General features: G+C 72.1%; 24 protein-coding genes. 13 read left to right on the forward strand and 11 right to left on the reverse strand.

What is annotated here, in order from left to right; genetic code table 11:
- Nucleotides 1-498: 498 nt before the first annotated feature.
- The 3 genes from trxA to AB0O48_RS03265 all read left to right on the forward strand — a co-directional run bounded on the left by trxA (nucleotide 499) and on the right by AB0O48_RS03265 (nucleotide 2,403).
- Nucleotides 499-861: a thioredoxin gene (trxA, locus tag AB0O48_RS03255; protein ID WP_074316526.1), complete on the forward strand. Its 363-nt coding sequence runs from the start codon at nucleotides 499-501 to the stop codon at nucleotides 859-861.
- 148 nt (nucleotides 862-1,009) lie between these two features.
- Complete coding sequence (locus tag AB0O48_RS03260; protein ID WP_357241166.1) at nucleotides 1,010-1,450, forward strand: hypothetical protein; 441 nt, start codon at nucleotides 1,010-1,012, stop codon at nucleotides 1,448-1,450.
- Complete coding sequence (locus AB0O48_RS03265; RefSeq protein ID WP_357572088.1) at nucleotides 1,447-2,403, forward strand: HTTM domain-containing protein; 957 nt, start codon at nucleotides 1,447-1,449, stop codon at nucleotides 2,401-2,403. The genes AB0O48_RS03260 and AB0O48_RS03265 overlap by 4 nt, the downstream gene beginning before the upstream one ends.
- Here AB0O48_RS03265 and AB0O48_RS03270 read toward each other — a convergent pair.
- Nucleotides 2,367-2,786: a DUF393 domain-containing protein gene (locus AB0O48_RS03270; protein WP_357241161.1), complete on the reverse strand. Its 420-nt coding sequence runs from the start codon at nucleotides 2,784-2,786 to the stop codon at nucleotides 2,367-2,369. The genes AB0O48_RS03265 and AB0O48_RS03270 overlap by 37 nt on opposite strands.
- A 93-nt stretch (nucleotides 2,787-2,879) precedes the next feature.
- On the opposite strand from AB0O48_RS03270, the gene AB0O48_RS03275 reads away from it, so the two are divergent.
- Together AB0O48_RS03275 and AB0O48_RS03280 are read left to right on the forward strand one after the other, a co-directional pair.
- Entirely contained in the window at nucleotides 2,880-3,926 is a 1,047-nt protein-coding gene (locus tag AB0O48_RS03275; protein WP_357572087.1) for an Rv2578c family radical SAM protein, read from the forward strand.
- 20 nt (nucleotides 3,927-3,946) lie between these two features.
- Complete coding sequence (locus tag AB0O48_RS03280) at nucleotides 3,947-4,354, forward strand: CoA-binding protein (RefSeq protein WP_357241155.1); 408 nt, start codon at nucleotides 3,947-3,949, stop codon at nucleotides 4,352-4,354.
- Nucleotides 4,355-4,560: 206 nt separating this feature from the next.
- Here AB0O48_RS03280 and AB0O48_RS03285 read toward each other — a convergent pair whose 3' ends face one another.
- Nucleotides 4,561-5,757, reverse strand: a complete 1,197-nt coding sequence (locus AB0O48_RS03285; RefSeq protein WP_365062588.1) for an acyl-CoA dehydrogenase family protein — start codon at nucleotides 5,755-5,757, stop codon at nucleotides 4,561-4,563.
- Nucleotides 5,758-5,935: 178 nt separating this feature from the next.
- Here AB0O48_RS03285 and AB0O48_RS03290 point away from each other — a divergent pair, with 178 nt between their 5' ends.
- The gene (locus AB0O48_RS03290) at nucleotides 5,936-6,475 is read left to right on the forward strand and encodes a DUF4190 domain-containing protein (protein WP_357241152.1); all 540 of its coding nucleotides are present in this window, start codon (nucleotides 5,936-5,938) and stop codon (nucleotides 6,473-6,475) included.
- Nucleotides 6,476-6,488: 13 nt separating this feature from the next.
- Here the strand turns inward: AB0O48_RS03290 and AB0O48_RS03295 are convergent, their stop codons facing one another.
- Complete coding sequence (locus AB0O48_RS03295; RefSeq protein WP_357241149.1) at nucleotides 6,489-7,394, reverse strand: SDR family NAD(P)-dependent oxidoreductase; 906 nt, start codon at nucleotides 7,392-7,394, stop codon at nucleotides 6,489-6,491.
- A gap of 118 nt (nucleotides 7,395-7,512) precedes the next feature.
- On the opposite strand from AB0O48_RS03295, the gene AB0O48_RS03300 reads away from it, so the two are divergent.
- Nucleotides 7,513-8,031 carry a DUF4190 domain-containing protein gene (locus AB0O48_RS03300; RefSeq protein ID WP_357241146.1) on the forward strand — a complete coding sequence of 173 codons (519 nt, stop codon included), beginning with the start codon at nucleotides 7,513-7,515 and terminating at the stop codon, nucleotides 8,029-8,031.
- A 76-nt stretch (nucleotides 8,032-8,107) separates the two neighbouring features.
- On the opposite strand, the gene AB0O48_RS03305 is transcribed toward AB0O48_RS03300, so the two are convergent.
- Nucleotides 8,108-9,064 (reverse strand): CoA ester lyase, encoded by a 957-nt coding sequence (locus AB0O48_RS03305; protein WP_357241143.1) that lies wholly within the window; start codon nucleotides 9,062-9,064, stop codon nucleotides 8,108-8,110.
- 118 nt (nucleotides 9,065-9,182) lie between these two features.
- On the opposite strand from AB0O48_RS03305, the gene AB0O48_RS03310 reads away from it, so the two are divergent.
- Nucleotides 9,183-10,004, forward strand: coding sequence for an SDR family NAD(P)-dependent oxidoreductase (locus AB0O48_RS03310; RefSeq protein ID WP_357242345.1), 822 nt, complete (start codon nucleotides 9,183-9,185; stop codon nucleotides 10,002-10,004).
- Nucleotides 10,005-10,014: 10 nt separating this feature from the next.
- Nucleotides 10,015-10,290: a hypothetical protein gene (locus AB0O48_RS03315; protein WP_357241140.1), complete on the forward strand. Its 276-nt coding sequence runs from the start codon at nucleotides 10,015-10,017 to the stop codon at nucleotides 10,288-10,290.
- On the opposite strand, the gene AB0O48_RS03320 is transcribed toward AB0O48_RS03315, so the two are convergent.
- From AB0O48_RS03320 to AB0O48_RS03330, 3 genes are all read right to left on the reverse strand, one after another.
- Nucleotides 10,268-11,662, reverse strand: coding sequence for a hypothetical protein (locus AB0O48_RS03320; protein ID WP_365062592.1), 1,395 nt, complete (start codon nucleotides 11,660-11,662; stop codon nucleotides 10,268-10,270). The genes AB0O48_RS03315 and AB0O48_RS03320 overlap by 23 nt on opposite strands.
- Nucleotides 11,659-12,183: a SigE family RNA polymerase sigma factor gene (locus AB0O48_RS03325; RefSeq protein ID WP_357241134.1), complete on the reverse strand. Its 525-nt coding sequence runs from the start codon at nucleotides 12,181-12,183 to the stop codon at nucleotides 11,659-11,661. Before AB0O48_RS03325 ends, AB0O48_RS03320 begins: the two co-directional genes overlap by 4 nt.
- 96 nt (nucleotides 12,184-12,279) lie before the next feature.
- Nucleotides 12,280-13,236, reverse strand: coding sequence for a DMT family transporter (locus tag AB0O48_RS03330; RefSeq protein ID WP_357241131.1), 957 nt, complete (start codon nucleotides 13,234-13,236; stop codon nucleotides 12,280-12,282).
- A gap of 106 nt (nucleotides 13,237-13,342) precedes the next feature.
- Between AB0O48_RS03330 and AB0O48_RS03335 the strand changes: the two genes are divergently transcribed.
- The gene (locus AB0O48_RS03335; protein WP_365062595.1) at nucleotides 13,343-14,050 is read left to right on the forward strand and encodes an HAD family hydrolase; all 708 of its coding nucleotides are present in this window, start codon (nucleotides 13,343-13,345) and stop codon (nucleotides 14,048-14,050) included.
- A 39-nt stretch (nucleotides 14,051-14,089) separates the two neighbouring features.
- Here AB0O48_RS03335 and AB0O48_RS03340 read toward each other — a convergent pair whose 3' ends face one another.
- Entirely contained in the window at nucleotides 14,090-14,620 is a 531-nt protein-coding gene (locus AB0O48_RS03340) for a hypothetical protein (protein ID WP_357241125.1), read from the reverse strand.
- Between the two features lie 12 nt (nucleotides 14,621-14,632).
- Nucleotides 14,633-15,502: a PhzF family phenazine biosynthesis protein gene (locus AB0O48_RS03345; RefSeq protein ID WP_357572085.1), complete on the reverse strand. Its 870-nt coding sequence runs from the start codon at nucleotides 15,500-15,502 to the stop codon at nucleotides 14,633-14,635.
- A gap of 33 nt (nucleotides 15,503-15,535) precedes the next feature.
- Here AB0O48_RS03345 and AB0O48_RS03350 point away from each other — a divergent pair, with 33 nt between their 5' ends.
- The 3 genes from AB0O48_RS03350 to AB0O48_RS03360 all read left to right on the forward strand — a co-directional run bounded on the left by AB0O48_RS03350 (nucleotide 15,536) and on the right by AB0O48_RS03360 (nucleotide 18,694).
- Nucleotides 15,536-16,822, forward strand: coding sequence for a CBS domain-containing protein (locus tag AB0O48_RS03350; protein WP_357241119.1), 1,287 nt, complete (start codon nucleotides 15,536-15,538; stop codon nucleotides 16,820-16,822).
- Nucleotides 16,815-17,465 (forward strand): DUF1003 domain-containing protein, encoded by a 651-nt coding sequence (locus tag AB0O48_RS03355; RefSeq protein ID WP_365062599.1) that lies wholly within the window; start codon nucleotides 16,815-16,817, stop codon nucleotides 17,463-17,465. The genes AB0O48_RS03350 and AB0O48_RS03355 overlap by 8 nt, the downstream gene beginning before the upstream one ends.
- Before the next feature lie 77 nt (nucleotides 17,466-17,542).
- Nucleotides 17,543-18,694 carry an Mrp/NBP35 family ATP-binding protein gene (locus AB0O48_RS03360; RefSeq protein ID WP_357241113.1) on the forward strand — a complete coding sequence of 384 codons (1,152 nt, stop codon included), beginning with the start codon at nucleotides 17,543-17,545 and terminating at the stop codon, nucleotides 18,692-18,694.
- A gap of 300 nt (nucleotides 18,695-18,994) precedes the next feature.
- Here the strand turns inward: AB0O48_RS03360 and AB0O48_RS03365 are convergent, their stop codons facing one another.
- Together AB0O48_RS03365 and AB0O48_RS03370 are read right to left on the reverse strand one after the other, a co-directional pair.
- Nucleotides 18,995-19,414: a preprotein translocase subunit TatB gene (locus tag AB0O48_RS03365; protein ID WP_357241110.1), complete on the reverse strand. Its 420-nt coding sequence runs from the start codon at nucleotides 19,412-19,414 to the stop codon at nucleotides 18,995-18,997.
- Between the two features lie 75 nt (nucleotides 19,415-19,489).
- On the reverse strand, nucleotides 19,490-20,746 hold the full coding sequence (locus AB0O48_RS03370) for a trypsin-like peptidase domain-containing protein (protein ID WP_357241107.1): 1,257 nt from the start codon (nucleotides 20,744-20,746) through the stop codon (nucleotides 19,490-19,492).
- Between the last annotated feature and the right edge of the window lie 480 nt (nucleotides 20,747-21,226).

Here is a 21,226-nt window from a genome sequence, read left to right on the forward strand (position 1 = left end):
CCGGTGGTTAAGGAAACTGCCCGGGAGCGACCACGGCGGAAATGTCACACCGGTCACCCACAAGGGGGGAGACGCAATGAGCGGCGGGGCCCTCCCCGGCACCCGCCGCCCACGCTCTGATGGGGAGAATTCTGCCCTACGGATGCGTAGGTCCGACAGAGACTGAGGTCACATTTATCTTTTTGTAACACTACTCTCAGTGATGGACCGAGAGTTGATCAGCGATCTCCGCAGGCCGGATACCTCCTCGTCAGGCACCAAGTTACCGATTCGTAGCGGCTAGGCGGGTGGATCTCCCTGGAACCGCTCCCATCACCGCAGGTCACGCAAGTGCGTCATGCATTTGCGTTCCGCAGATCGAGATGAACAGACGTGGGTCGATGACCCGCAGCGCCCCCCGGCAGGCCGCGCACGTTTCGGGCCGGACCGCCCGGGAATTCGATACGGTCAGCCCTGGTTCTACGGGACGTAGACAAACCGCGGTGATCGGAGAGTGCAATGGCAACCGTTGAGCTGACCTCGGCGAACTTCGACGAGGTGACCGGCAACGACGGCATCGTCCTGGTCGACTTCTGGGCCGACTGGTGTGGTCCGTGCAAGCGGTTCGCCCCGGTCTACGAGCGCTCCTCGGAGAAGCACCAGAACATCGTCTTCGGCAAGGTCGACACGGAGGCTCAGCAGGAGCTGGGCGCCAAGTTCGACATCCGGTCGATCCCGACGATCATGGCGATCCGCGACGGCGTGATCGTCTTCGCCCAGCCGGGCGCCCTTCCGGAGTCCGCCCTCGAAAACCTGATCGAGCAGGTCGAGGCACTGGACATGGACGACGTCCGTAAGCAGCTGGCCGAGCACAAGCACTGAGTCGTCTCCACGACGGCATCCGAAGGCCGGGCCCCGGCAGGGGGTCCGGCCTTCGTCGTGCCCCCTTCGTGATCAGCTGCCCGGGCAGGCCCACCTGACCGTCGGAGGGACCCGAGGCGGCCGGTACATCCCGTATCGTCACGACCTGATGGAGACCCTGACCACCCGCGGGCGCGTGACCCGGCTGGGCGCGACCGCACTCGTTCTCGTCCTGCTGCTGGCCGGCACCTTCTGGGGCAGCGACGACGACTTCCCGTTCGGCCCGTTCCGGATGTACTCCACCTCCAACCCGCCGAACGCACCCGCGCCGGACACCCGCGTCGAGGGGGTGACCAGCACGGGCGCCGTGGTCGACCTCGACCAGAACGCGACAGGCATCCGCCGCGCCGAGATCGAGGGGCAGCAGGACCGGTACGCCGCCGACCCGGCGCTGCTCGCCGAGGTCGCCGACGCGTACGCCGAACGCCACCCGGATGCCGCCGCGCTCGTCGAGATCCGCATCGTCATCCGCTGGCACGGCATCCGTGCCGGCCGGCCGACCGGCAAGCACACCGACGAGACCGTGGTCCGCTGGCAGGCTCCCCGATGAGCCGCTGGCTGACCGAGGCCGTGCCGCGCGGTCGCATCGCCGCGTTCCGGACCGTGATCTACCTCTTCGTCGCCGCCGACCTGGTGTTCTTCACCCCCTGGGTGCGCACCCGGGTCAGCGTGCCCGGCGAGCTGTACCAGCCGCTGCTGGTCGGCCGCCTGCTCCCACTACCGACGCCGACCCCGGCGCTGGTGGCGGTCATCTTCTGGGCACTGCTGCTCCTCGCGCTCCTCGCCGCGACCGGGCGCGCGCCCCGACTGCTCGGTTGGGCGGTCTGCGCGCTGTACCTGGAGTGGATGATCATCGCGATGAGCTACGGGAAGGTCGACCACGACCGGATCGGGCTGCTCGTCGCACTGGCCGTCCTGCCCACCGCCGGTCGAGCCCGCCACGGCGACACCACCCGCACCGAGGCCGGCGGGTGGGCGCTGCGCGTCACCCAGCTCGCGGTGATCTGCACGTACTTCCTGGCCGCCTTCGCCAAGCTGCGCTTCGGCGGCCTGGACTGGCTGACCGGCTCGGTGCTGGCTCGCGCGATCATCCGGCGCGGCACCGACCTGGCCGACCTCATCGCCCAGGTGCCGCACCTGCTGATCGTCGCCCAGTTCGGCATCGTCGCGTTCGAGCTGCTCAGCCCGGTGGTCTTCCTGCTGCCGGCCCGCTGGCGGCTCGCCATGGTCGGCTTCTTCTACTCGTTCCACGTCGTCACCATCGCGACCATCACGATCTCGTTCGCGCCGCACCTGGCCGCGATGACCAGTTTCCTGCCGCTGGAACGGGTCCGCCCGGTGGTCTGGGCCCGCCGGCTCGCCGGCCGGGACACCCCCGGATCGACCTCGACGGACGTCGACACCGCATCGCCGCCGCCTGACCAGGAGCGGGTCGGCGCCAGCACGGACCGGACACCGCTCGGCGATCAGGCCCCGGTGGTCGGACGTCCGGCCGGACCGTAGAGCCGCTCGCGCGCCTCCTGCGGCAGCGAGCACGCCGCCGTGCCGCCCGGCAGGCGGTGCCGGTTGCGCGCCACCCAGCGGTACACCGGCCAAGCCGCCGCGCGCACCGGCGGGAACCGCAGGCCCGCCCCGGCCATCCGCCAGACCGGGCCGCTGTCGGCGAGCAGCTTCGCGATGGCATCCGGACCGGCGGCACGTACGCCGTCCGCCCCCACCCACTGCACGGCCTCCTCGCACTCGGCCACGGTGAGACCGAGCGCGTCCAGGTCGGAGAACTGCCAGGGCACCACCCGCGCGCCCGTGGGAATCCGGCGAGCGATGAACTCGGCGCACTGCGTGCAGAACGCGCAGTCCCCGTCGTAGACGAAGGTCGACGTCTCCATACCGTCCATCCTCCCCTCTCCGACCACCCGAACGACCACCGGTGTACGGCGGGTCACTTGCACTCCACTCGTACGCGTGTTCGAATAGTGGCCATGCGCTGGGACAACCTCACCGCTCCCCCGGTTGAGGGAGACCCCGAGCGGGCAGCGCCAGCGACACCACCCCTGCCGCTGGCGCTGCCCGGCGCCGTCGCCCGCACCTTCGACACTCCCGAGTTCGCCGGGATGACCTTCTACGAGGTGCAGGCCAAGTCGATCCTCAATCGGGTGCCCGGGCAGTCCCGCGTCCCGTTCGAGTGGACAATCAACCCATATCGGGGCTGTTCCCATGCTTGTGTTTACTGTTTCGCGAGAAATACCCACACTTATTTGGATCTCGACGCCGGTGCGGACTTCGACCGGAAGGTGATCGTCAAGGTCAACGCCGGTGAGCTGGTCCGACGGGAGTTGGGCGGGCCGAAGTGGCGGGGCGCGCACGTGGCGATGGGCACCAACGTGGACTGCTACCAGCGGGCCGAGGGTCGCTACCGGCTGATGCCGCAGATCATCGCGGCCCTGCGGGACTTCGCCAACCCGTTCTCGATCCTCACCAAGGGCACGCTGATCCTGCGCGACCTGCCCCTGCTGCGGCAGGCCGCCGAGGTCACCACCGTGGGCATCTCCTTCTCGGTGGGGTTCGTCGACGAGCAGCTCTGGCGTTCCGTCGAGCCGGGCACGCCGCATCCTCGCCGCCGGCTGGACGCGGTCCGGGCGCTCACCGACGCCGGCTTCTCCGTCGGGGTGCTGATGGCCCCGATCCTGCCCGGCCTCAGCGACAGCGACGAGTCGATCGACGCCACCGTGTCGGCGATCGCCGCGGCCGGTGCGACGAGCGTGACCGCCCTGCCCCTGCACCTGCGTTCCGGCGCTCGGGAGTGGTACGCGCACTGGCTCGCCCGGGAGCACCCGCACCTCGTGCCCCGCTATCGCGAGCTCTATCGGGCCGGCGCGTACGCCCCACAGGCCTACCAGCGGGAGTTGACCGCGCGGGTGCGGATCGCGTCCCGCCGGCACGGCCTGCACCGCGGGGAGCGGGGCGACAACCGCAGCCTGCCCGAGCCACCCGCAGCGCCGGCCTCCGAACAGCTCACCCTGCTCTAGGGCAGAGCTACAGTCGGCGGGTGCGTACCGCTTCGCAGATCCTCGCCGACTCCGCCGTGATCGCCGTCGTGGGCGCGTCCCGCGACCCGTTGAAGGCCGCGCACGGCGTGCCGTTGCAGATGCAGCGGTACGGCTGGCGCATCATCCCGGTCAACCCGACGGTCGACGAACTGTTCGGGGAGCGGGCGTACAAGTCGCTTGCCGACATCCCGCATCCGGTCGACCTGGTGGACGTGTTCCGGCCGGCGGCCGACGCCGTGCAGGTGGTTCGGGACGCGGCGGCGATCGGCGCCCCGGCGGTCTGGCTGCAACTGGGCATCGTCTCGGCCGAGGCGCGGCGGATCGCCGAGGAGGCCGGCATGGACTACGTCGAGGACCGCTGCCTGATCGTCGAGCGAGCCGCCGCCAACCTGACCCGCCTGACCTGACCCCACCCCGCTCCCGGTGGTCGGCGGCAGGGACACCGTGCCCGCCGCCGCGGACGACCTCGGCGGGGAGCGTGATGCCGGTGAGTCATATTGATGCCTCACAGTCATCACGCTCTTGACCGACGACGGCGCTGGACGTCCGAGCGGAGGGTGTCGGCGGCGGGCAGAGCGACCAGACGACCGGCGACCGGATCAGCAGGCGCGGGTCAGAGCTTGTACTCCTTGAGCAGGCCGCGGGAGATGATGGTCTTCTGGATCTCCGAGGTGCCCTCGCCGATGAGCAGGAACGGGGCCTCCCGCATCAGCCGCTCGATCTCGTACTCCTTGGAGTAGCCGTAGCCGCCGTGGATGCGGAACGCCTCCTGGACGACCTCGGCGCAGTATTCGGAGGCGAGCAGCTTGGCCATCCCGGCCTCGACGTCGTTGCGCTGGCCGGCGTCCTTGAGACGGGCGGCGTTGACCATGAGGGCGTGCGCGGCCTCGATCTTCGTGCCCATTTCGGCGAGCTTGAAGGCGATCGCCTGGTGCTTGGCGAGCGGCTGGCCGAACGTCTTGCGCTGCTGGGCGTAGCTGACCGCCAGTTCGAAGGCGCGGATGGAGATGCCGCAGGCGCGGGCGGCCACGTTGACCCGGCCCACCTCGATGCCGTCCATCATCTGGTAGAAGCCTCGGCCGACCCGGTCGGCGCCGCCGAGGATCGCGGAGTCGGGCACGGTCACCCCGTCGAGGATCATCTCGGTGGTCTCGACGCCCTTGTAGCCCATCTTCTCGATCTTGCCGGGGATGGTGAGGCCGGGGGCCGTCTCGCCGAAGCCCGGCTCCTTCTCCAGCAGGAACGTGCTCATGTTGCCGTAGACGGAGTCCGCGCCGGTGTCGGTCTTGACCAGGGTGGCCACCACCGAGGAGTACGCCCCGTTGGTCAGCCACATCTTCTGGCCGTTGAGCACGTAGTTGTCGCCCTCCCGTACGGCCCGGCTCTTGATCGCCGCGACGTCGGAGCCGGTCTCCGGCTCGGACATGGAGAACGCGCCGCGTACCTCGCCGGTGGCCATCTTCGGCAGCAGGCGGGCCTTCTGCTCGGCGGAGCCGTGCTGGGAGATCAGGTACGCCACGATGAAGTGGGTGTTGACGATGCCGGAGATCGACATCCAGCCCCGGGACAGTTGCTCCACCACCAGCGCGTAGGTGAGCAGTGATTCGCCGAGCCCGCCGTACTCCTCGTCGATGGTGAGGCCGAACAGGCCCATCTCGCGCATGCCGTCGAGGATGTCGGTGGGGTACTCGTCGGCGTGCTCCAGCCGCTGCGCGTGCGGGATGATCTCCTTGTCGGCGAACTCCCGGACGGTCTCCAGGATCGACGTCTGCACATCGGTCAGGCCGGGCGTCTGGGCGAGTCGGGCCATCTCAGCCTCCGGGGATCCGCGCACTACTCGTGGGTAACTGAACGCTGGGTCAGTATCGGCCTCCCGCACCGACGAGGCCAAGGTGACCAGTCCACACAACCGCTGTGAAAAGGTTCACCGCTACGGGTAGCGTCCGGCAAGAGGGACTTTTCCGGCACCGGCAGGAGGAGGACAGCGCGTGAGCCACCCGCCGCCGTCGGGACCACCAGCAGACGAGCAACCGCCGTCACCCTACGAGCCACCCCGGGACCAGTCGCCGTACGCGCCGCCGCCGGCCGGCCAGTCGCCGTACGCGCCGCAGCCGGACCAGCCGGCGTTCGAGCTGCCGACGGAACGCTCACCGTACGGGCCGCCAGCCGACGAACCATCGCCGTACGGGCAGCAGGGGCCGCACCAGTCGGGGCACTGGGGTCAGCAGCCGCCGTACCCCCCGCAGGGCCCCTACGCCCAGTACGGCCCGCCGCCGTCCGGACCGGGTCGGGGCACCAACGTGCTGGCGATCCTGTCGCTGGTCTTCGCCTTCGTCTTTCCGCCGGCCGGCGCCGTGCTCGGTCACGTCGCGAAGCGGCAGATCCGCACCAGCGGCGAGGAGGGCGACCAGCTCGCCACCTGGGGGCTGATCCTCGGGTACGTGTTCACCGGGCTCACCGTGCTGGCCTGCTGTGGCTGGCTGGCCCTGGTGGCTCTCGGTAACACCGGCGACAGCGGGGGCTACTGACCCGCCGCGCCGGTCAGCGGAACCGGGCCTCGCGGACGCTGTTGCCGCCGTCCACCACGAGCATCTGACCGGTGATGTACGAGGCGGCCGGCGAGCAGAGGAAGCTGATCGCGGCGGCGACCTCGTCCGGAGTGCCCGGTCGACCCACCGGCGTGCCCAGCCCCTGCTTGATCTCGGCCATCGTGGACGCCGCGGTGTAGATGGTGCCGGGCGCCACCGCGTTGACGGTCACCCCGTCCGCGATCATCTCCATGGCCAGCGCCCGGGTCAGCCCGACGACCCCGGCCTTCGCCGCCGCGTACGCGGCCTCGGTGGGCAGGGCGTTGACCGGGCCGGCCGTGGCCGACAGGTTGACGATCCGGCCCCAGCCCCGCTCGGCCATCCCACCGATGAACGCCCGACTGCACAGGAACGCGGTGGACAGGTTGCGGTCGATCTCGCCGCGCCACTCGTCGTAGGTCAGCTGGGCGACCGGTCGCAGCACCCCCTGGCTGGCTCGACTGGCCAGGCCGGCGTTGTTGACCAGCACCTCGACGTCGCCCAACTGCTCGGCGACCGCGTCGGCCAGCGCGCCGACCTCGGACTCGTCGGTGAGGTCCGCGACGAATCCGGTCACCCCCAGCTCGGTCGCCCGCTCGTGGATGCGCCGGGTGGTGGAGACGATGGCCACGCGCGCGCCCAGGTCGGCGAGGCGCCGGGCGGTGGCGTACCCGATGCCGTCCGGGCTGCCCGCCCCGGTCACCAGGGCGACCCGCCCGTCGAGGCGCATGGTCACCGGGTCGGCGAGCGCGACCGGCTCATCCGGGCCCGGGCTGCCCGCCGGCGTGGCCGCGCGGGCGCGCCGGGCCCCACCCGGGCGGCTGACGTCCCGTCTGGGTCGGCTGCCGGAACGGTCCGCGGCGCGCGCGTCGAATGCCATGCCAGGATCCTGCCCGTTAGGACCGGTCCGAGCAACGCGGCACCCGGTAGTGGGGGCAACGGGTTTGGTCACCCCTGGCTACCCTGACGGCGCACCCGACCTGACGGAGAGAGCTCGCATGACCAATCCCCCGCCGCCCGGCAACTGGTCCGACCCCACGTGGTCGGCCCAGCCGTCGAGCCACGCACCGGATCCGACCCTCGTGGCCGGTCAGCCGGTGCCCGCCCAACCCGGCCCTGCCGACCCGTACGCGCCGGTCGACCCGTACGCCGGGGGCCAGCCGCCGTTCGGTGAGCCGATGAAGGGTTACGCACCGCCGGCCTACGGCCCACCCGGTTATCCCCCGCAGTACCCCGGCTACGGCTACCCGCAGAAGACCAACGGGATGGCGATCGCGGCGCTGGTGCTCGCGCTCGTCGGTATCGCGTCCTGCATCACCGCGCCGGTCGGCGCGATCCTCGGGCACGTGGCGCAGAAACAGATCCGGCTCAGCGGCGAGGGCGGTGCGGGGATGGCGAAGGCCGCCATCATCGTCGGGTGGATCCTCACCGGGCTGCTCGGGCTGCTGATCCTCTTCTACGTTGGCGCGATCATCCTCGCGGTCACCACGGGCGCGAGCAGCGACAGCAGCTACTGACCGACGGGCGGGGTCGACGTACCGCCGACTGTCGGGCCGGACCGACGGCCGGCGGCGGTCGTCCCGGCCCGACCGGTCATTCGGCCGGTGGGGTGAACGACGAGGTTCGGCTCATCCCGGCGGCCCGGCCCTTGGCGGCGATGACGAGCGCCATCTTGCGGGAGGCCTCGTCGATCATCTCGTCGCCGAGCATCACCGCGCCCAGCTTGCCGCCGGCCTCGGAGGTGTAGTGGTCGTACGCGTCGAGGATCAGCTCGGCGTGGTCGTAGTCGGCCTGCGCCGGCTGGTAGACCTCGTTGGCGGCGTCGATCTGACCCGGGTGCAGCACCCACTTGCCGTCGAAGCCCAGCGCCGCCGAGCGCTTGGCCACCGCGCGGAACGCGTCGACGTCCCGGATCTGCAGGAACGGGCCGTCGATGGCCTGCTTGTCGTGCATCCGGGCGGCCATCAGGATCCGCATCAGGATGTAGTGGTACGGGTCGCCCGGATAGTCGGGGATCAGGCCGCCGACCACCATCGACTTCATGTTGATGGACGCCATGAAGTCGGCCGGGCCGAAGATGATGGTCTCCACGCGCGGCGAGGCGGCGGCGATCGCGTCCACGTTCACCAGACCGGCGGCGTTCTCGATCTGCGCCTCGATGCCGATCCGGCCGACCTCCAGGCCGAGCGTCTTCTCGATCTGGGTGAGCAGCAGGTCCAGCCAGTGCACCTGCTCGGCGGTCTGCACCTTCGGCAGCATGACGCAGTCCAGGTTCGCGCCGGCGCCCTCGACGACCTCGATGACGTCCCGGTAGGTCCACGGGGTGGTCAGGTCGTTGACCCGCACGACCCGGGTCTTGCCGGCCCAGTCGCCCTCGTTGAGCGCGGCCACGATGTTCTTGCGCGCGTCCGGCTTGGCCAGTGGGGCGACGGCGTCCTCCAGGTCCAGGAAGACCTGGTCGGCGGGCAGCCCCTGTGCCTTGCCGAGCATCTTGACGCTGGAACCCGGCACGGCGAGGCACGACCGGCGGGGACGACCGACTGCGGCCATGGATGCGCTCCTTCCAGCGTCCGGCGGGCACGCCGACGCCACCCACGAAAACTTAACGATCCTAAAGGGCGTTGTGACGCCACGGTAACCTCGCGCCATGACCGGGGTGAATGGACCTGTGGAAGATCTCACTGGGCGTCGACTGGTGGTGGTGACCGGGGCCAGCTCCGGCATCGGCCTGGCCGCCGCCGTGCACCTGGCGTGCCGGGGTGACCGGGTGGTGCTGGTCGGGCGGGACCCGGCCCGCCTGCAGGCCGCAGCCGTTCGGGTACGGGAGGCCTCCGGCGAGCGTCCGGAGCTGTTCCGGGCCGACTTCGCCAGCCTCGACGACGTGCGCCGACTGGCCGAGCAACTCCGGGCCGCGTACGACCGGATCGACGTGCTCGCCAACAACGCCGGCGCGATCGCGTTGCAACCCCTGCGCACCGTCGACGGCTTCGAGATGTCGATCCAGGCCAACCACCTCGCCCCGTTCCTGCTGACCAACCTGCTCGCCGACCGGTTGGGCCGGATCGTGGTGACCGCCTCCGGCGCACACCGATTCGGCGCACTCGACCCGGACGACCTGAACGCCCCGCTGCGCGGCTACCGCTCGATGGGCGCGTACGGCACCAGCAAGCAGGCGAACGTCCTGTTCGCCGCCGAGGCGGCGCGGCGCTGGCCGGACGTTCCCGCGTACAGCTTCCACCCCGGGGTGGTGCGCACCCGGTTCGCGAACGACAGCAGGTTGGTGGCGTTCGGCATGCGGATCATTCCGTTCCGCAGCCCGGAGAAGGCCGCCGAAACCCTGGTCTGGCTGGCCGGTCAGGACCGTTCCCGACTCGTCGACGGCGCCTACTACATCGACCGTCGGGTGCGTCGCCCGTACCGGAAGGCAGCCGATCCACACCTGGCCGCCCGGCTGTGGGAGGCCAGCGCCAAGGCCGTCGGTCTCGACTGACGTGGGCGGCATGCTGACGCTCGTCGCGCTCGTCGAGTTTCCCGCCGGGGCCGAGGCCACCGGGCGGCGCTACGAGGACGCCGTGCTGGCCCTGCTCGGGCGGCACGGCGGCCACCTGGACCGGCGGCTGCGCGGCACCGACGGGCAGACCGAGGTGCACGTGATCCGCTTCGACGGACGGGCCGGTTACGAGTCGTTCCTCGTCGACCCGGAGCGGACGGCCCTGCGTGCCACTCTCGGTGACACCGCGCCGACCACCCGGGTCATCGAGGTGCACGAGGTCTAGGTCCGAGCCCTCGCGGGCCGCGCCAGCGGCGCAGCAGCGACAGCACGGCCCGGATGACGAGAACCGCCAGGACGAACCCCACCACGAGCGCCCAGAACGGCGGTGGCCCGTAGTGGGGGGGGCCGGACTCGCGTACCGCGCCGCGGATCGCGAGGTCGGCGGCGACCGACAGGTCGGTGATGCCCTCCGGCGTCCGGAAGAGCACCTCCGGCGCGGTCGCCCCCCGACGTAGCGCCACCAGCTCCACCGCCTCCGTGCCGACCTCGTGATACGGCCCCCAGGCGATGTCGTGCTCCTCCGGGCTGTCCACCGCCTCCGGACCCGGCACACCGACCAACGCGACCGCCTCGTCCGCCGAGCGCCAGCCCAGCAGCTGCACGAACGAACGGGAGCGCAACGTTGGGAACGCCGCGCCGGCCAGCGTTGTGCCGTCGGCTGCGGACCGCACCGACAGTGTCCAGGTTCTTCGGTAGGACGGAACCGGGCAGTCGGTACAGGTGGACCGGCCGAGGACAGCCACCGAACGGCCGTCCGGCAACCACGACCCGGCCCCGGCGAGCCGCCCGCCCGCCAGCGGCAGCTTCCGGTACGGCGTGGCGACCCGATCCGCGCCCGCGTCGCCCACCCGGGTCAGCCAGACCTCGTCGCGGATCTGGAGGGCGAGATCGCCGCCGTCCGACGACAGCGCGGCCGTGCGCCCTGGCGGGACCCAGGTGGTGCCGACCGGCACCCGCAGCACGTCCGTCCCACGATCCCGGTCGTAGACCCCCACGTACGGGGTGGCGTAGGTGTTCGGGGACGTGAACGTGGTGTCGTCGTCGGCGTAGACCAACCGTTTCCCGTTCGGCGCGAAGGCGAGCGGAAAGCCGTTCGGGCGATCCGGGGTGGTCTTCCCCGACGTCAGGTCGAGGAGGGAATCGCCCACCCAGACGTACCGGCCGTCCGGGGAGAGCATCGCCTCGAAACCCGCGACGGCCGGATCGCCGTTCAGCACGCGGTACCGGTCGTCGTCGGCGGCCACCACACCCATCCGGGTCTCGAACCAGTTGGTGCGCACGGCGGGACCACCGAAGAGCATCGCCGCCACGCCAGGTGCCGAGTAGCCGACCGAGGCGGTCCGCAGCGGCGGGTCGACGAGCCTGGTGGGCAGGCCCGGGGTCTCGTGCCGCGGGCCCGCGGGCAGCGGCAGGGCCACCGGGTGCAGCGCGTACCCGGTGCCGAGAAGGAGGACCAGGACGGCGAGCGCGCCGGCGACGACGGCCCGGCGACGGCGGTGCCGGGTCCGCGCCGCGTCGAAGAGCCCCTCCGGTACGCGCGCCGGCGGCACGTCGTCGGCGAGGCGGCGCAGCGCCGCGGAGAGTCGGGCGGTCACCGGGCCACCTCCTGCGGGTCACGGCCGACGAGTTCGGCCAGTTCGGGGGCGAGGACGCGGAGTCGGCCGAGGGCGTGGCGGGTCTGACTCTTCACGGTGCCGACCCGGCAGCCGAGCAGTTCCGCGGTCTCCGTCTCGGTGCGGTCCTCGTAGTAGCGCAGCACGAGGACCGCACGCTGCCGCACGGTCAGCCGGGCCAACGCCGCCGACAGCACCAGGCGCAGATCGGCGTCGTCATCCGGACCGGATCGTTCCGGCAGCGCCCCGCCCAGCCGCTCCGCCGGGCGAGCCCGCCGCCAGCGCCACCAACTGGCGGCCTGGGTGCAGAGCACCCGACGCAGGTACGCGGGTGGGTCCTCGATCCGCTCCCAGCGCACGGCGACCCGAGCCAGCGCGACCTGGACCAGGTCCTCGGCGTGGTGCCGATCGCCGGTCAGCAGGTACGCGAACCGGGTCAGCCCGGCGGTCTCCGCCCGGACGAAATCGACGAAGCCGTCCCGGGTGCGGTCCTCAGTCGTCAACGGATCGCCCTCCTCACCCGGATAGACGCCGGGCGGGTCCGCCGCGGAGGGAACCAGTGTCCAGGTTCCTCACCTCGCCGCAGCGCCGTCGCGCGGTCAGTCGGCCAGCGGGGTCGGGTCGGTCGGCAGCGCGGTCGGCGCGACCCGGCGAGCGGCCCGACCACCGCCGAGCACCACCACCGCCACCCCGACCAGCAGCAGCGCCATCCCGACAAGCGCGTACGGGCGGGGCAGCTGCCCCAGCCACGCCCAGCCGAGCAGGGCCGCGCCGGGGGCTTCCAGCAGGATCAGCACGCTCACCGTGGTCGCCGAGATCTTCCGCAGGGCGTAGTTGAACATCGAGTGCCCGAGCAGCTGGGCACCGGCCACCAGGGCCAGGATGGCCAGCCACGTGTGCCCGTCGAACCCGGTCAGCCGTACGCCGCCGACCAGGCACACCAGCAGCAGGATCAGCGCGCAGATCCCGTAGCAGATGGTGGTGTACGTGGTGGTGCTGATGCTGGCGCGGGCCCGCTCGCCGAAGGCGGTGTAGCCGGCCGCGAACACGCCGCCGGTCAGCGCCAGCACGTCACCGAGGACGGCCGCGCCGGAGACACCCACGTCCGTCCCGGTGGTGATCGCCGCACCGCCGACCGCCACCGCGATGCCGAGCCACACCACCCGGGGCAACCGCCGCCCCTGGGCGCGGGCGATCAGCCCCTGCCAGACCGGCTGCGTGGCGACCAGGGCGGTGGACGTGGCAACCGAGGTGAGCTGGGCGCTCGGCACCCAGGTGGCGAAGTGCCCGGCGAGCGCGACCCCGGCCAGAACGCAGAACAGGCCCTCCCGCCGTCCCGCCCCCACGGTCAACCTGCGGAACTCGGCGCGGCGCCGGGCCAACGAGAAGGGGCTCAGCACGGCCACCGCGAGCAGGTTGCGCCAGAACGCGATGGCCAGCGCGGGAGCGGCCGCGTACGCGATCAGCGGCGCGGACGACGACACGGCGACCACGGCCAGGCCGACCGCGCCGGTGGTCGACAGGTCCGGGGACGGACGGTGCGGAGGTGGGGACACGGGACGTAATCCTCACACGTATGACGGACAACACGGACCGTCAGCACTCCGTTACGATCACGCGGGTTCGCGCCGGCGACCCTCGACCGGCCGGAGGCGTTTTGCCATGCCCAGCTACCAGGCGGTCCTGTTCGACTTCTTCGGCACCCTGACCCGTTCGGTGCAGCGCGGTGTCGCGCACGTCGGCACCGCCGAGCTCCTCGGGTGTCCCACCGAGATCCTGACCGAGGTGCTGAACCGCACCTACTACGAGCGGGCCAGCGGCCGGCTCGGCGACGCGGAGGCGACCCTGCGCTGGGTCTGCGCCCAGGCCGGCGTACACCCCAGCGACCACGCGGTGCGGGCGGCGGTGGCGTCCCGGCACCGGGCGGTCCGCGCGGACACCTGGCTGCGGGCCGAGGCCGTGCCCGTCCTGGCGGCCCTGCGCCAACGCGGCCTGCGGACCGGCGTGATCAGCGACTGTACGCACGAGCTGCCGGCCTTCCTGCCCCAACTCGCGGTCGCCCCACTGCTCGACGTGCGGGTGTTCTCGGTGCAGGTCGGGCGATGCAAGCCGGATCCGGTGCTCTACCTGACCGCCTGCCAGCGGCTCGGGCTGGCGCCGGCGGACTGCCTCTACGTCGGTGACGGCGGCAGCCAGGAGCTGACCGGCGCCGAGCGGGCCGGGATGACCGCCGTCCGACTCGCCGCGCCGGACCTGGCCACGCACATGGTGTTCAACGCCGACCTGGACTGGCAAGGCCCCACGCTCGGCGCACTGGGTGAGGTGCTCACCCTTGTCGACAGCTACGTCGACGTGGTCCCGGCCGGCTGACCCCAGCAGCGGCGGCGGCCCCCTCGTGGGCGGTCGCCGTCAGCGGCGACGGACCCGGTGCAGGCGGAACGGTTTGCGGGTGGCCCGGACCGCCGGGGTGGGCCGGGGTGGCTCGGCCTGGGCGTCGGCGGGCAGGTCCGCGCCGGCCAGCGACGTACCCGCCGGGGTGAGCCGGTTCACCGCGCACCCGTCGGATGCCCAGCGGGCCACCAGGTCGGCGGTCGGACCCGGTGCGTTGAGGCGCTTCGCCGCGACCAGCGGCGCGGCGGTGTCCCACGCCTCGGTGCCCGGCAGCACCCGGCTCACCCGGGCCGGCCAGGTGACGATCCGACCGCCGTGATCGCCGCGCAGGGTGACCTGCGCCTCGGTCGCGTCGGCCAGCCCCGGCGCGGCCTGCTCGCCCGGCCCGGAGACCACCAGCAGCGCGCCCTCCAGTGGGGCGCACCAAAGGGCGAGCGCCGGCCCGCCGGACACGCTGACCCAGGCCACGGCGGCCTTCTTCATCGCCTCGTCGACAAGCGGTGTGCCCCCGGGGGCGTTCTCGTCCGTCACACCCGCATCCTCCCGCATCGGCACCCCAGCTCACCCCACGAAGGGCGGGACGGTGATCTCGCCCCGGGCCACCGGCATCACCTGACCGGCGACCGTCGCGCCGACCGCCACCCCGTCCACCGCGGTGACCGTGCACGCCAGCGCGGACGGGCGGTTCATCTCCACACCCTGACGCACCGCGTACTCCGACAGCCCCACACCGGGCAGCAGCCCGGTCGCCACCAGCCAGACGCCGAGGCCGAGCGCCGCCGAGCCGGTCGCCGGGTCCTCCGGGACGCCCATCCCCGGCACGAACACCCGCGCGTGCGCGGTTTGCGTGGCGGCGTCCCAGGAGAAGACGCTGACGTGCGACACCCCGTACCGCTGCGCCGCCGCCGCGTTCACCCGCGCGCGGGCCACCGACTCCGGACGCACCGGCAGGTACGGGAACTCCAGCCCGCAGCCCGCGACGCGGGGAGCGGGACCGACGTGGTCGTCCGCGGTCAACCCGGCGATCTCCAGCAACGGCTCCGGGTCCAACTCGGGGCCGAGGGTCGGGGTGCCACCGGTCAGCGTCGCCCCGGTCGCGGTCACCTCGATCGGCAGCACTCCGGCATGGCACTCCTGGGTGACCTGCCCCACACCGAACATGCCCCGCCGGCTCGCGGTCACCGCCGCGCCGACGCTCGGGTGCCCCGCGAACGGCAACTCCTCGACCGGCGTGAAGATCCTGGCCCGGTAGGTGGCACCGAACTGGGTCGGTGGCAGCACGAACACCGTCTCGGACAGGTTGAACTCCAGCGCGAGCGCCTGCATCTGCTCGGTGGCCAGCGCCTCCGCGCCGAACACCACGGCCAGCGGGTTGCCGGCGAAGGGGCGGTCGGTGAAGACGTCCACGATCTCGTAGGCCAAGGTCGACATGTTGATAAACACTAGGCGCTTAGGCTGGTGCCCGTGAGCACGCCGACCCGGGTCTACATCGCCCGTCTCGCCGGAGTCGCCGTCTTCGACCCGAACGGTGACCAGGTGGGGCGGGTTCGCGACGCCGTGGCCCGGCTGCGGGCGACCAAGCGCCCCCCGGAGGTGGTGGGTCTCGTCGCCGAGATGCCGATGCGTCGCCGGATCTTCCTGTCCATCAACCGGATCACCTCCATCGACGCGGACGCCGTCGTGCTCGGCTCCGGCACCCTCAACCTGCGCCGCTTCGAGAAGCGCCCGAACGAGCTGCTGGTCCTCCAGGAACTCCTCGACCGGCGGGTGCAGCTCGACCCGGGCGGCCAGCCCGGCGCCGTCGTGGACGTCGCGATGGAGTGCACCCGCGGCGGTGAGTGGTCGTTGACCCGCGTCGCCGTACGGGAGCAGACCGGCCGGCTCAGCCGCCGCGGCCACCTGCACCAGGTCGAGTGGGACCGGGTGCGCGGGCTCAGCGGCATCGCCGACAACCGGGGTACGGCCAACCTGCTCGCCGTCCTGGAGGACATGCGCCCCGCCGACCTGGCCAACGCGCTTCAGGACCTGCCCGACGCACGGCGTAACGAGGTGGCTGCCGCACTGGACGACGAGCGGCTGGCCGACGTGCTCAGCGAGCTGCCGGAGCACGACCAGGTGGAGATCCTCGCCGCACTGGACCGGGAACGGGCCGCGGACGTACTGGAGGAGATGGACCCGGACGACGCGGCCGACCTGCTCAACGAGCTGCCCCCACCGGAGCAGGACGTGCTGCTGGACCTGATGGAGCCGGACGAGGCCGACCCGGTGCGCCAGCTCCTGAAGTACACCCCCGGCACGGCGGGCAGTGTGATGACCTCGGAGCCGGTCATCCTCCCGCCGGACGCCACCGTCGCCGAGGCGCTGGCCCGGATCCGGGAACCGCAGCTCTCCCCCGCCGTCGCCGCGCAGGTCTTCGTGACCCGGGCGCCACAGAACACCCCGACCGGTCGCTACCTGGGCATGGTGCACTTCCAGGCGCTGCTGCGTGAACCACCGGCCGACCTGCTGGGCAAGGTGGTGGTCAACGACATCGACCCACTGCGCCCGACCACCCCGCTGCCGGAGATCACCCGTCGGATGGCCACCTACGACCTGGTCGCCATGCCGGTGATCGACCGGAGCAACCGGCTGGTCGGCGCCGTGACGGTGGACGACGTGCTGGACCACTCGCTCCCCCGGGACTGGCGGGACCGCGACGCCCTGGCCGCCCCGGGCACCACCGACGCGACGCTGGACGGCGCGGATGGCTGAGCGGCGGCGGAACGAACGCCTCGACCAACCGCGTGAGCCCCGGGGCATCAAGCTGCCCCGGTTCGACGCGGAAGCGTTCGGCAGGTGGTCGGAGGGCATCGCCCGGGGCATGGGCACCGCGAACTTCATCGTCGTCATGACGGTGGTGATCACGATCTGGTTCCTCTGGAACACGTTGGCCCCGGCGGACCTGCGCTTCGACCCGTACACCTTCACGTTCTTGACCCTGGTGCTGTCGTTGCAGGCCAGCTACGCGGCGCCGCTGATCCTGCTGGCGCAGAACCGGCAGGCCGACCGGGACCGGGTGGCCCTGGAGGAGGACCGGCGGCGAGCCACCGCGCAGAAGGCGGACACCGAGTACCTGGCGCGGGAGATCGCGGCACTGCGGATCGCGTTGGGTGAGGTGGCGACCCGCGACTTCCTCCGCTCCGAGCTGACCCGGCTGGCCGAGGAGCTGGACGAGGCGGGGCAACGCCGGCAACGCCTGGAACGCCGCCAGCAGGACCGGGACAGCCGGCAGGAGAAGCGGAGCCACCGGCCGACCGACGGTGTCGGCCTGGACGAGCCGCGCGACGACCTGGACGGCGACTTCACCCGGGACGTCCGGCCGGACGGCACCGGGCCGCGCCTGCCGGAGGGCTGATCCGTGGGGTCATCGATTGGCTCACACCACCCCGGGCAGCAGCGGCAACGGATGCCCCGCGACGTAGCATTGCGGGCATGTCAGCACCCGTGAGCACCGTCGAGGACGCGATCCAGGCCGCCCTGGCCACCGTCAACGACCCGGAGATCCGCCGGCCCATCACCGAGCTGGGCATGGTCCGCTCCGCCACGATCGCTGCCAGCGGCGTCGTACGCGTCGAGCTGCTGCTCACCGTCGCCGGTTGCCCGCTCAAGGACAAGCTGCGTACGGACATCACCACCGCGCTCGCCGCGGTGCCCGGAGTGACCGGTGTGGAGATCGACTTTGGGGTGATGACCCCCGAGCAACGACAGTCGTTGCAGTCGCAGCTGCGCGGTGGCGGCGCCGCCACCGAGGAGCCCGTCATCCCGTTCGCGCAGCCCGGCTCCCGCACCCGCGTGTACGCGGTGGCCAGCGGCAAGGGTGGCGTCGGCAAGTCCAGCGTGACGGTCAACCTGGCGGCGGCGCTCGCCGCTCGTGGGCTCTCCGTCGGCGTGGTCGACGCGGACATCTACGGCCACTCGGTGCCCCGGATGCTCGGCACGGAGGCCCGGCCCACCCGGGTCGAAGACATGATCATGCCGCCGCAGGCGCACGGCGTGAAGGTGATCTCCATCGGCATGTTCACCTCGGGCAACGCCGCCGTGGTGTGGCGCGGCCCGATGCTGCACCGGGCGTTGCAGCAGTTCCTGGCGGACGTCTACTGGGGCGACCTGGACGTGCTCCTGCTCGACCTTCCCCCGGGCACGGGTGACGTGGCCATCTCGCTGGCCCAACTGCTCCCCAACTCGGAGATCCTGATCGTCACCACCCCGCAGACCGCCGCCGCCGAGGTGGCCGAGCGGGCCGGCGCGATCGCCCTGCAGACCCACCAGCGGGTGGTCGGCGTCATCGAGAACATGTCCTGGCTGGAGCTTCCGGACGGCTCCCGGATGGAGATCTTCGGCTCCGGGGGCGGCACGGCCGTCGCCGAGTCGCTGAGCCGGACCATCGGCGCTCAGGTGCCGCTGCTCGGTCAGATCCCGCTGGACACCCGGGTCCGTGAGGCCGGCGACGCGGGCAACCCGATCGTGCTGGCCGAGCCGGAGTCCCCGGCCGCGCAGGCCCTCGGCACCATCGCCGACCGGCTCGCGCTGCGCCGTGAGTCGCTGCTCGGCAAGCCGCTCGGTCTGAAGCCCGCCGGCCGCTGACCACCACGTCCCACCGCCAGCCCGTCGGCCGCTGTTGGCCGGCGGGCTGAGTCGTGTCGGTGGGTGGCCGCAGCCGGCACAGCCCCGGCGTAGCCGGCACCGCCGCGTAGCCGGCACCGCCGCGTGATCGACTCGGGTTTCTGAAAGTCGCGGCGTCCTGGGCCGGTTGAGGGGCCGAATTCCTGAAAATCGAGTCGATCAAGGCACCGAGCGCGGGCGGGGCCGGTCGATCGCGAGCGCGGGCCGGGCGGGCGGGCCGGGCGGGCGGGCCGGGGGGCGGGCCGGGCGGGCGCGGGTCGGTCAGGTGGCGTCGTCGTAGCTGGCGCGGGGTGCCGGGGTGGTGCTGCCGGTGGCCGTGGTGGGCCGCGTCCCGTTCGACCGCAGGTCGGCGGCGCTGGCCACGTCCTTCAGGTCGTCGTGCACGCCGCTGACGTCCGCGCGGAGGTTGTCGTAGACGCCCTGCAACGGCTTGCGGATCGCCGCCTCGTCCTCCTCGCTGAGGAGGTGCTTGCGGATGAAGGCTTTCGGGTGCAGGTCTTCCAGCTGGATGTCGGTGCCCAGCTCACGACTCAGGTCGCCGGTGGCGTTGCGGGCCATGTTTCGCAGGTTGCGCACCAGCCGCAAGCCGTCGTTGATGACCGCGGGCAGCCGATCACCGAAGATCAGTAGCGCCAGGAGCAGCAGCGCCCCGATCTCCCACCAGTTCAGGTTCTCGAACATCCCGCTGGCCTCCTCTCCGCGTCAGCAGCAAGACTACGCACGCCAGGCGGCGTTCGAGCAAGGGGTGAGCCGTGTTCACTTCGCGTCGGCGGCGAGAGTTACCGAGGTGTTCTGCCGGTCGGAGCCCCGTCGAAACTCGACGGATACCACCGAGCCCGGCGCGAACTTGCGAACCAACGCGGTCAGGTCCGTCGGCTCGGTCATCGGCCGACCATTGATCTTGAGGATGACGTCACCAACCTTCAACCCGGCGCTGTCCGCCGGGCCGGACGGCGCCACCTCCGCCAGCCGCAGGCCACCCCCGGCGACCCCGGTCGGGCCGTCCGCCCGGGCACCGATCACCGTACGCCGGGCCTTGCCGGTGCCGATGATGTCCTGGGTCACCCGCTTGGCCTGGTTGATCGGGATGGCGAAGGCGAGCCCGATGTTGCCCGCCTCCTGCCCCTCGGCGACAAGTGACTTGATTGTCGAGTTCACCCCGACCACCCGCCCGGCGCCGTCGACCAACGGCCCGCCCGAGTTGCCGTGGTTGACGGCCGCGTCGGTCTGGATCGCCGCGTAGTAGCGGATCGGACCACCGGGCTCGCCGGCCTGCATCGTCCGGTCCAGGGCACTCACGATGCCGGCGGTGACCGTGTTGGCCAGCGACAGCGGCGAGCCGATGGCGAGCACCGGGTCACCGACGGCCAGGGCGTCGGAATCGCCGAACTCCACAGGTCGCAGCCCGCTACGGCTCACCTTGATCACCGCGATGTCCGACTCCGGATCCTGACCGACGATTGTCGCCGGCGCGGTGCTGCCGTCGTTGAAGACCACCGAGGCCTTGCCGCTGCCGCCGGCCACCACGTGGTCGTTGGTGATCACGTGGCCGTCGGCGGTGGCGACGAAGCCGGAGCCCTCGCTGGTCCCGCCGAGGCTGCTCACGCGGACGGTGACCACGCTGGGCAGGACACGTTCGGCGACACCGGCAAGCGATTCCGGCTTGCGCTGGGCCAGCGCGGGGGGCTCTGCCGGCGCACCGCCGAGCACCACTCCGGCAGCCCCGCCGCGAACCGCGAACGCGTAGCCCAGCGCCCCGCCGAGGGTGCCGGCCAGCAGCGCGGTGATCACGGGAATGAGCAGCAGTTGGCGTAGCGTCGGTCGACCCGGCGCGTCCGGATCGGTGACCGGCTCGGGCTCGGAACCGGCCGCCACCACCCCCGGCACCACCACCGCGGTCGGCGCGGCCGGGTCCCGCCAGGGATCGGCGAGCGCGTCCGACCACCAGGGCGACGCCCCGGCCGTCCCGGGTCCGCCCGCGACAGGTACCGGCCAACCCGGTGACGGCCCCACGGGCGGCACCGGCGGGTATCCGGCTGCCGGCACGCCTGCCGGCGGCACAACTGGCGCACCCCCCGGCGGCCCCACGGGCGTGCTCCCCGGCGGCCCCATGACGGGCATGCTGCCCGGCGGCACCACTACGGGCATGCTGCCCGGTGGCACCACAGCAGGCGTGCTGCCGGCCCCCGGCATGGATGGCGATCCCACCGGCGGGGCCTCTGCCCCGGGCGGTCGCGCCGGAGCCGGAGTCTCACCGCCCCGGCGCCAGTCCCAGCCGTCGGTCACGTCGGTGCCTCCCAGTCCGTCCCCGGATCCCGCGCCGCGTCGCCCGGCCACGGGCCGGTTCGGTCGCGGCTGACGGGATACCGCTTCCAGGATTGCACGGATGCGCGCGGTGGAGTCAGCGGTTGCCCCCGGCGATCGCTTCGGGCGGAGGCCCGGCTGCGCCCCCTGGCGGTCGCCTCTACGCTCACAGTGCCAACCCGCCCCCGC

Origin of the sequence: Micromonospora sp. NPDC085948 (genome assembly GCF_040686315.1) — a bacterium.
Classification (GTDB): Bacteria; Actinomycetota; Actinomycetes; order Mycobacteriales; family Micromonosporaceae; genus Micromonospora.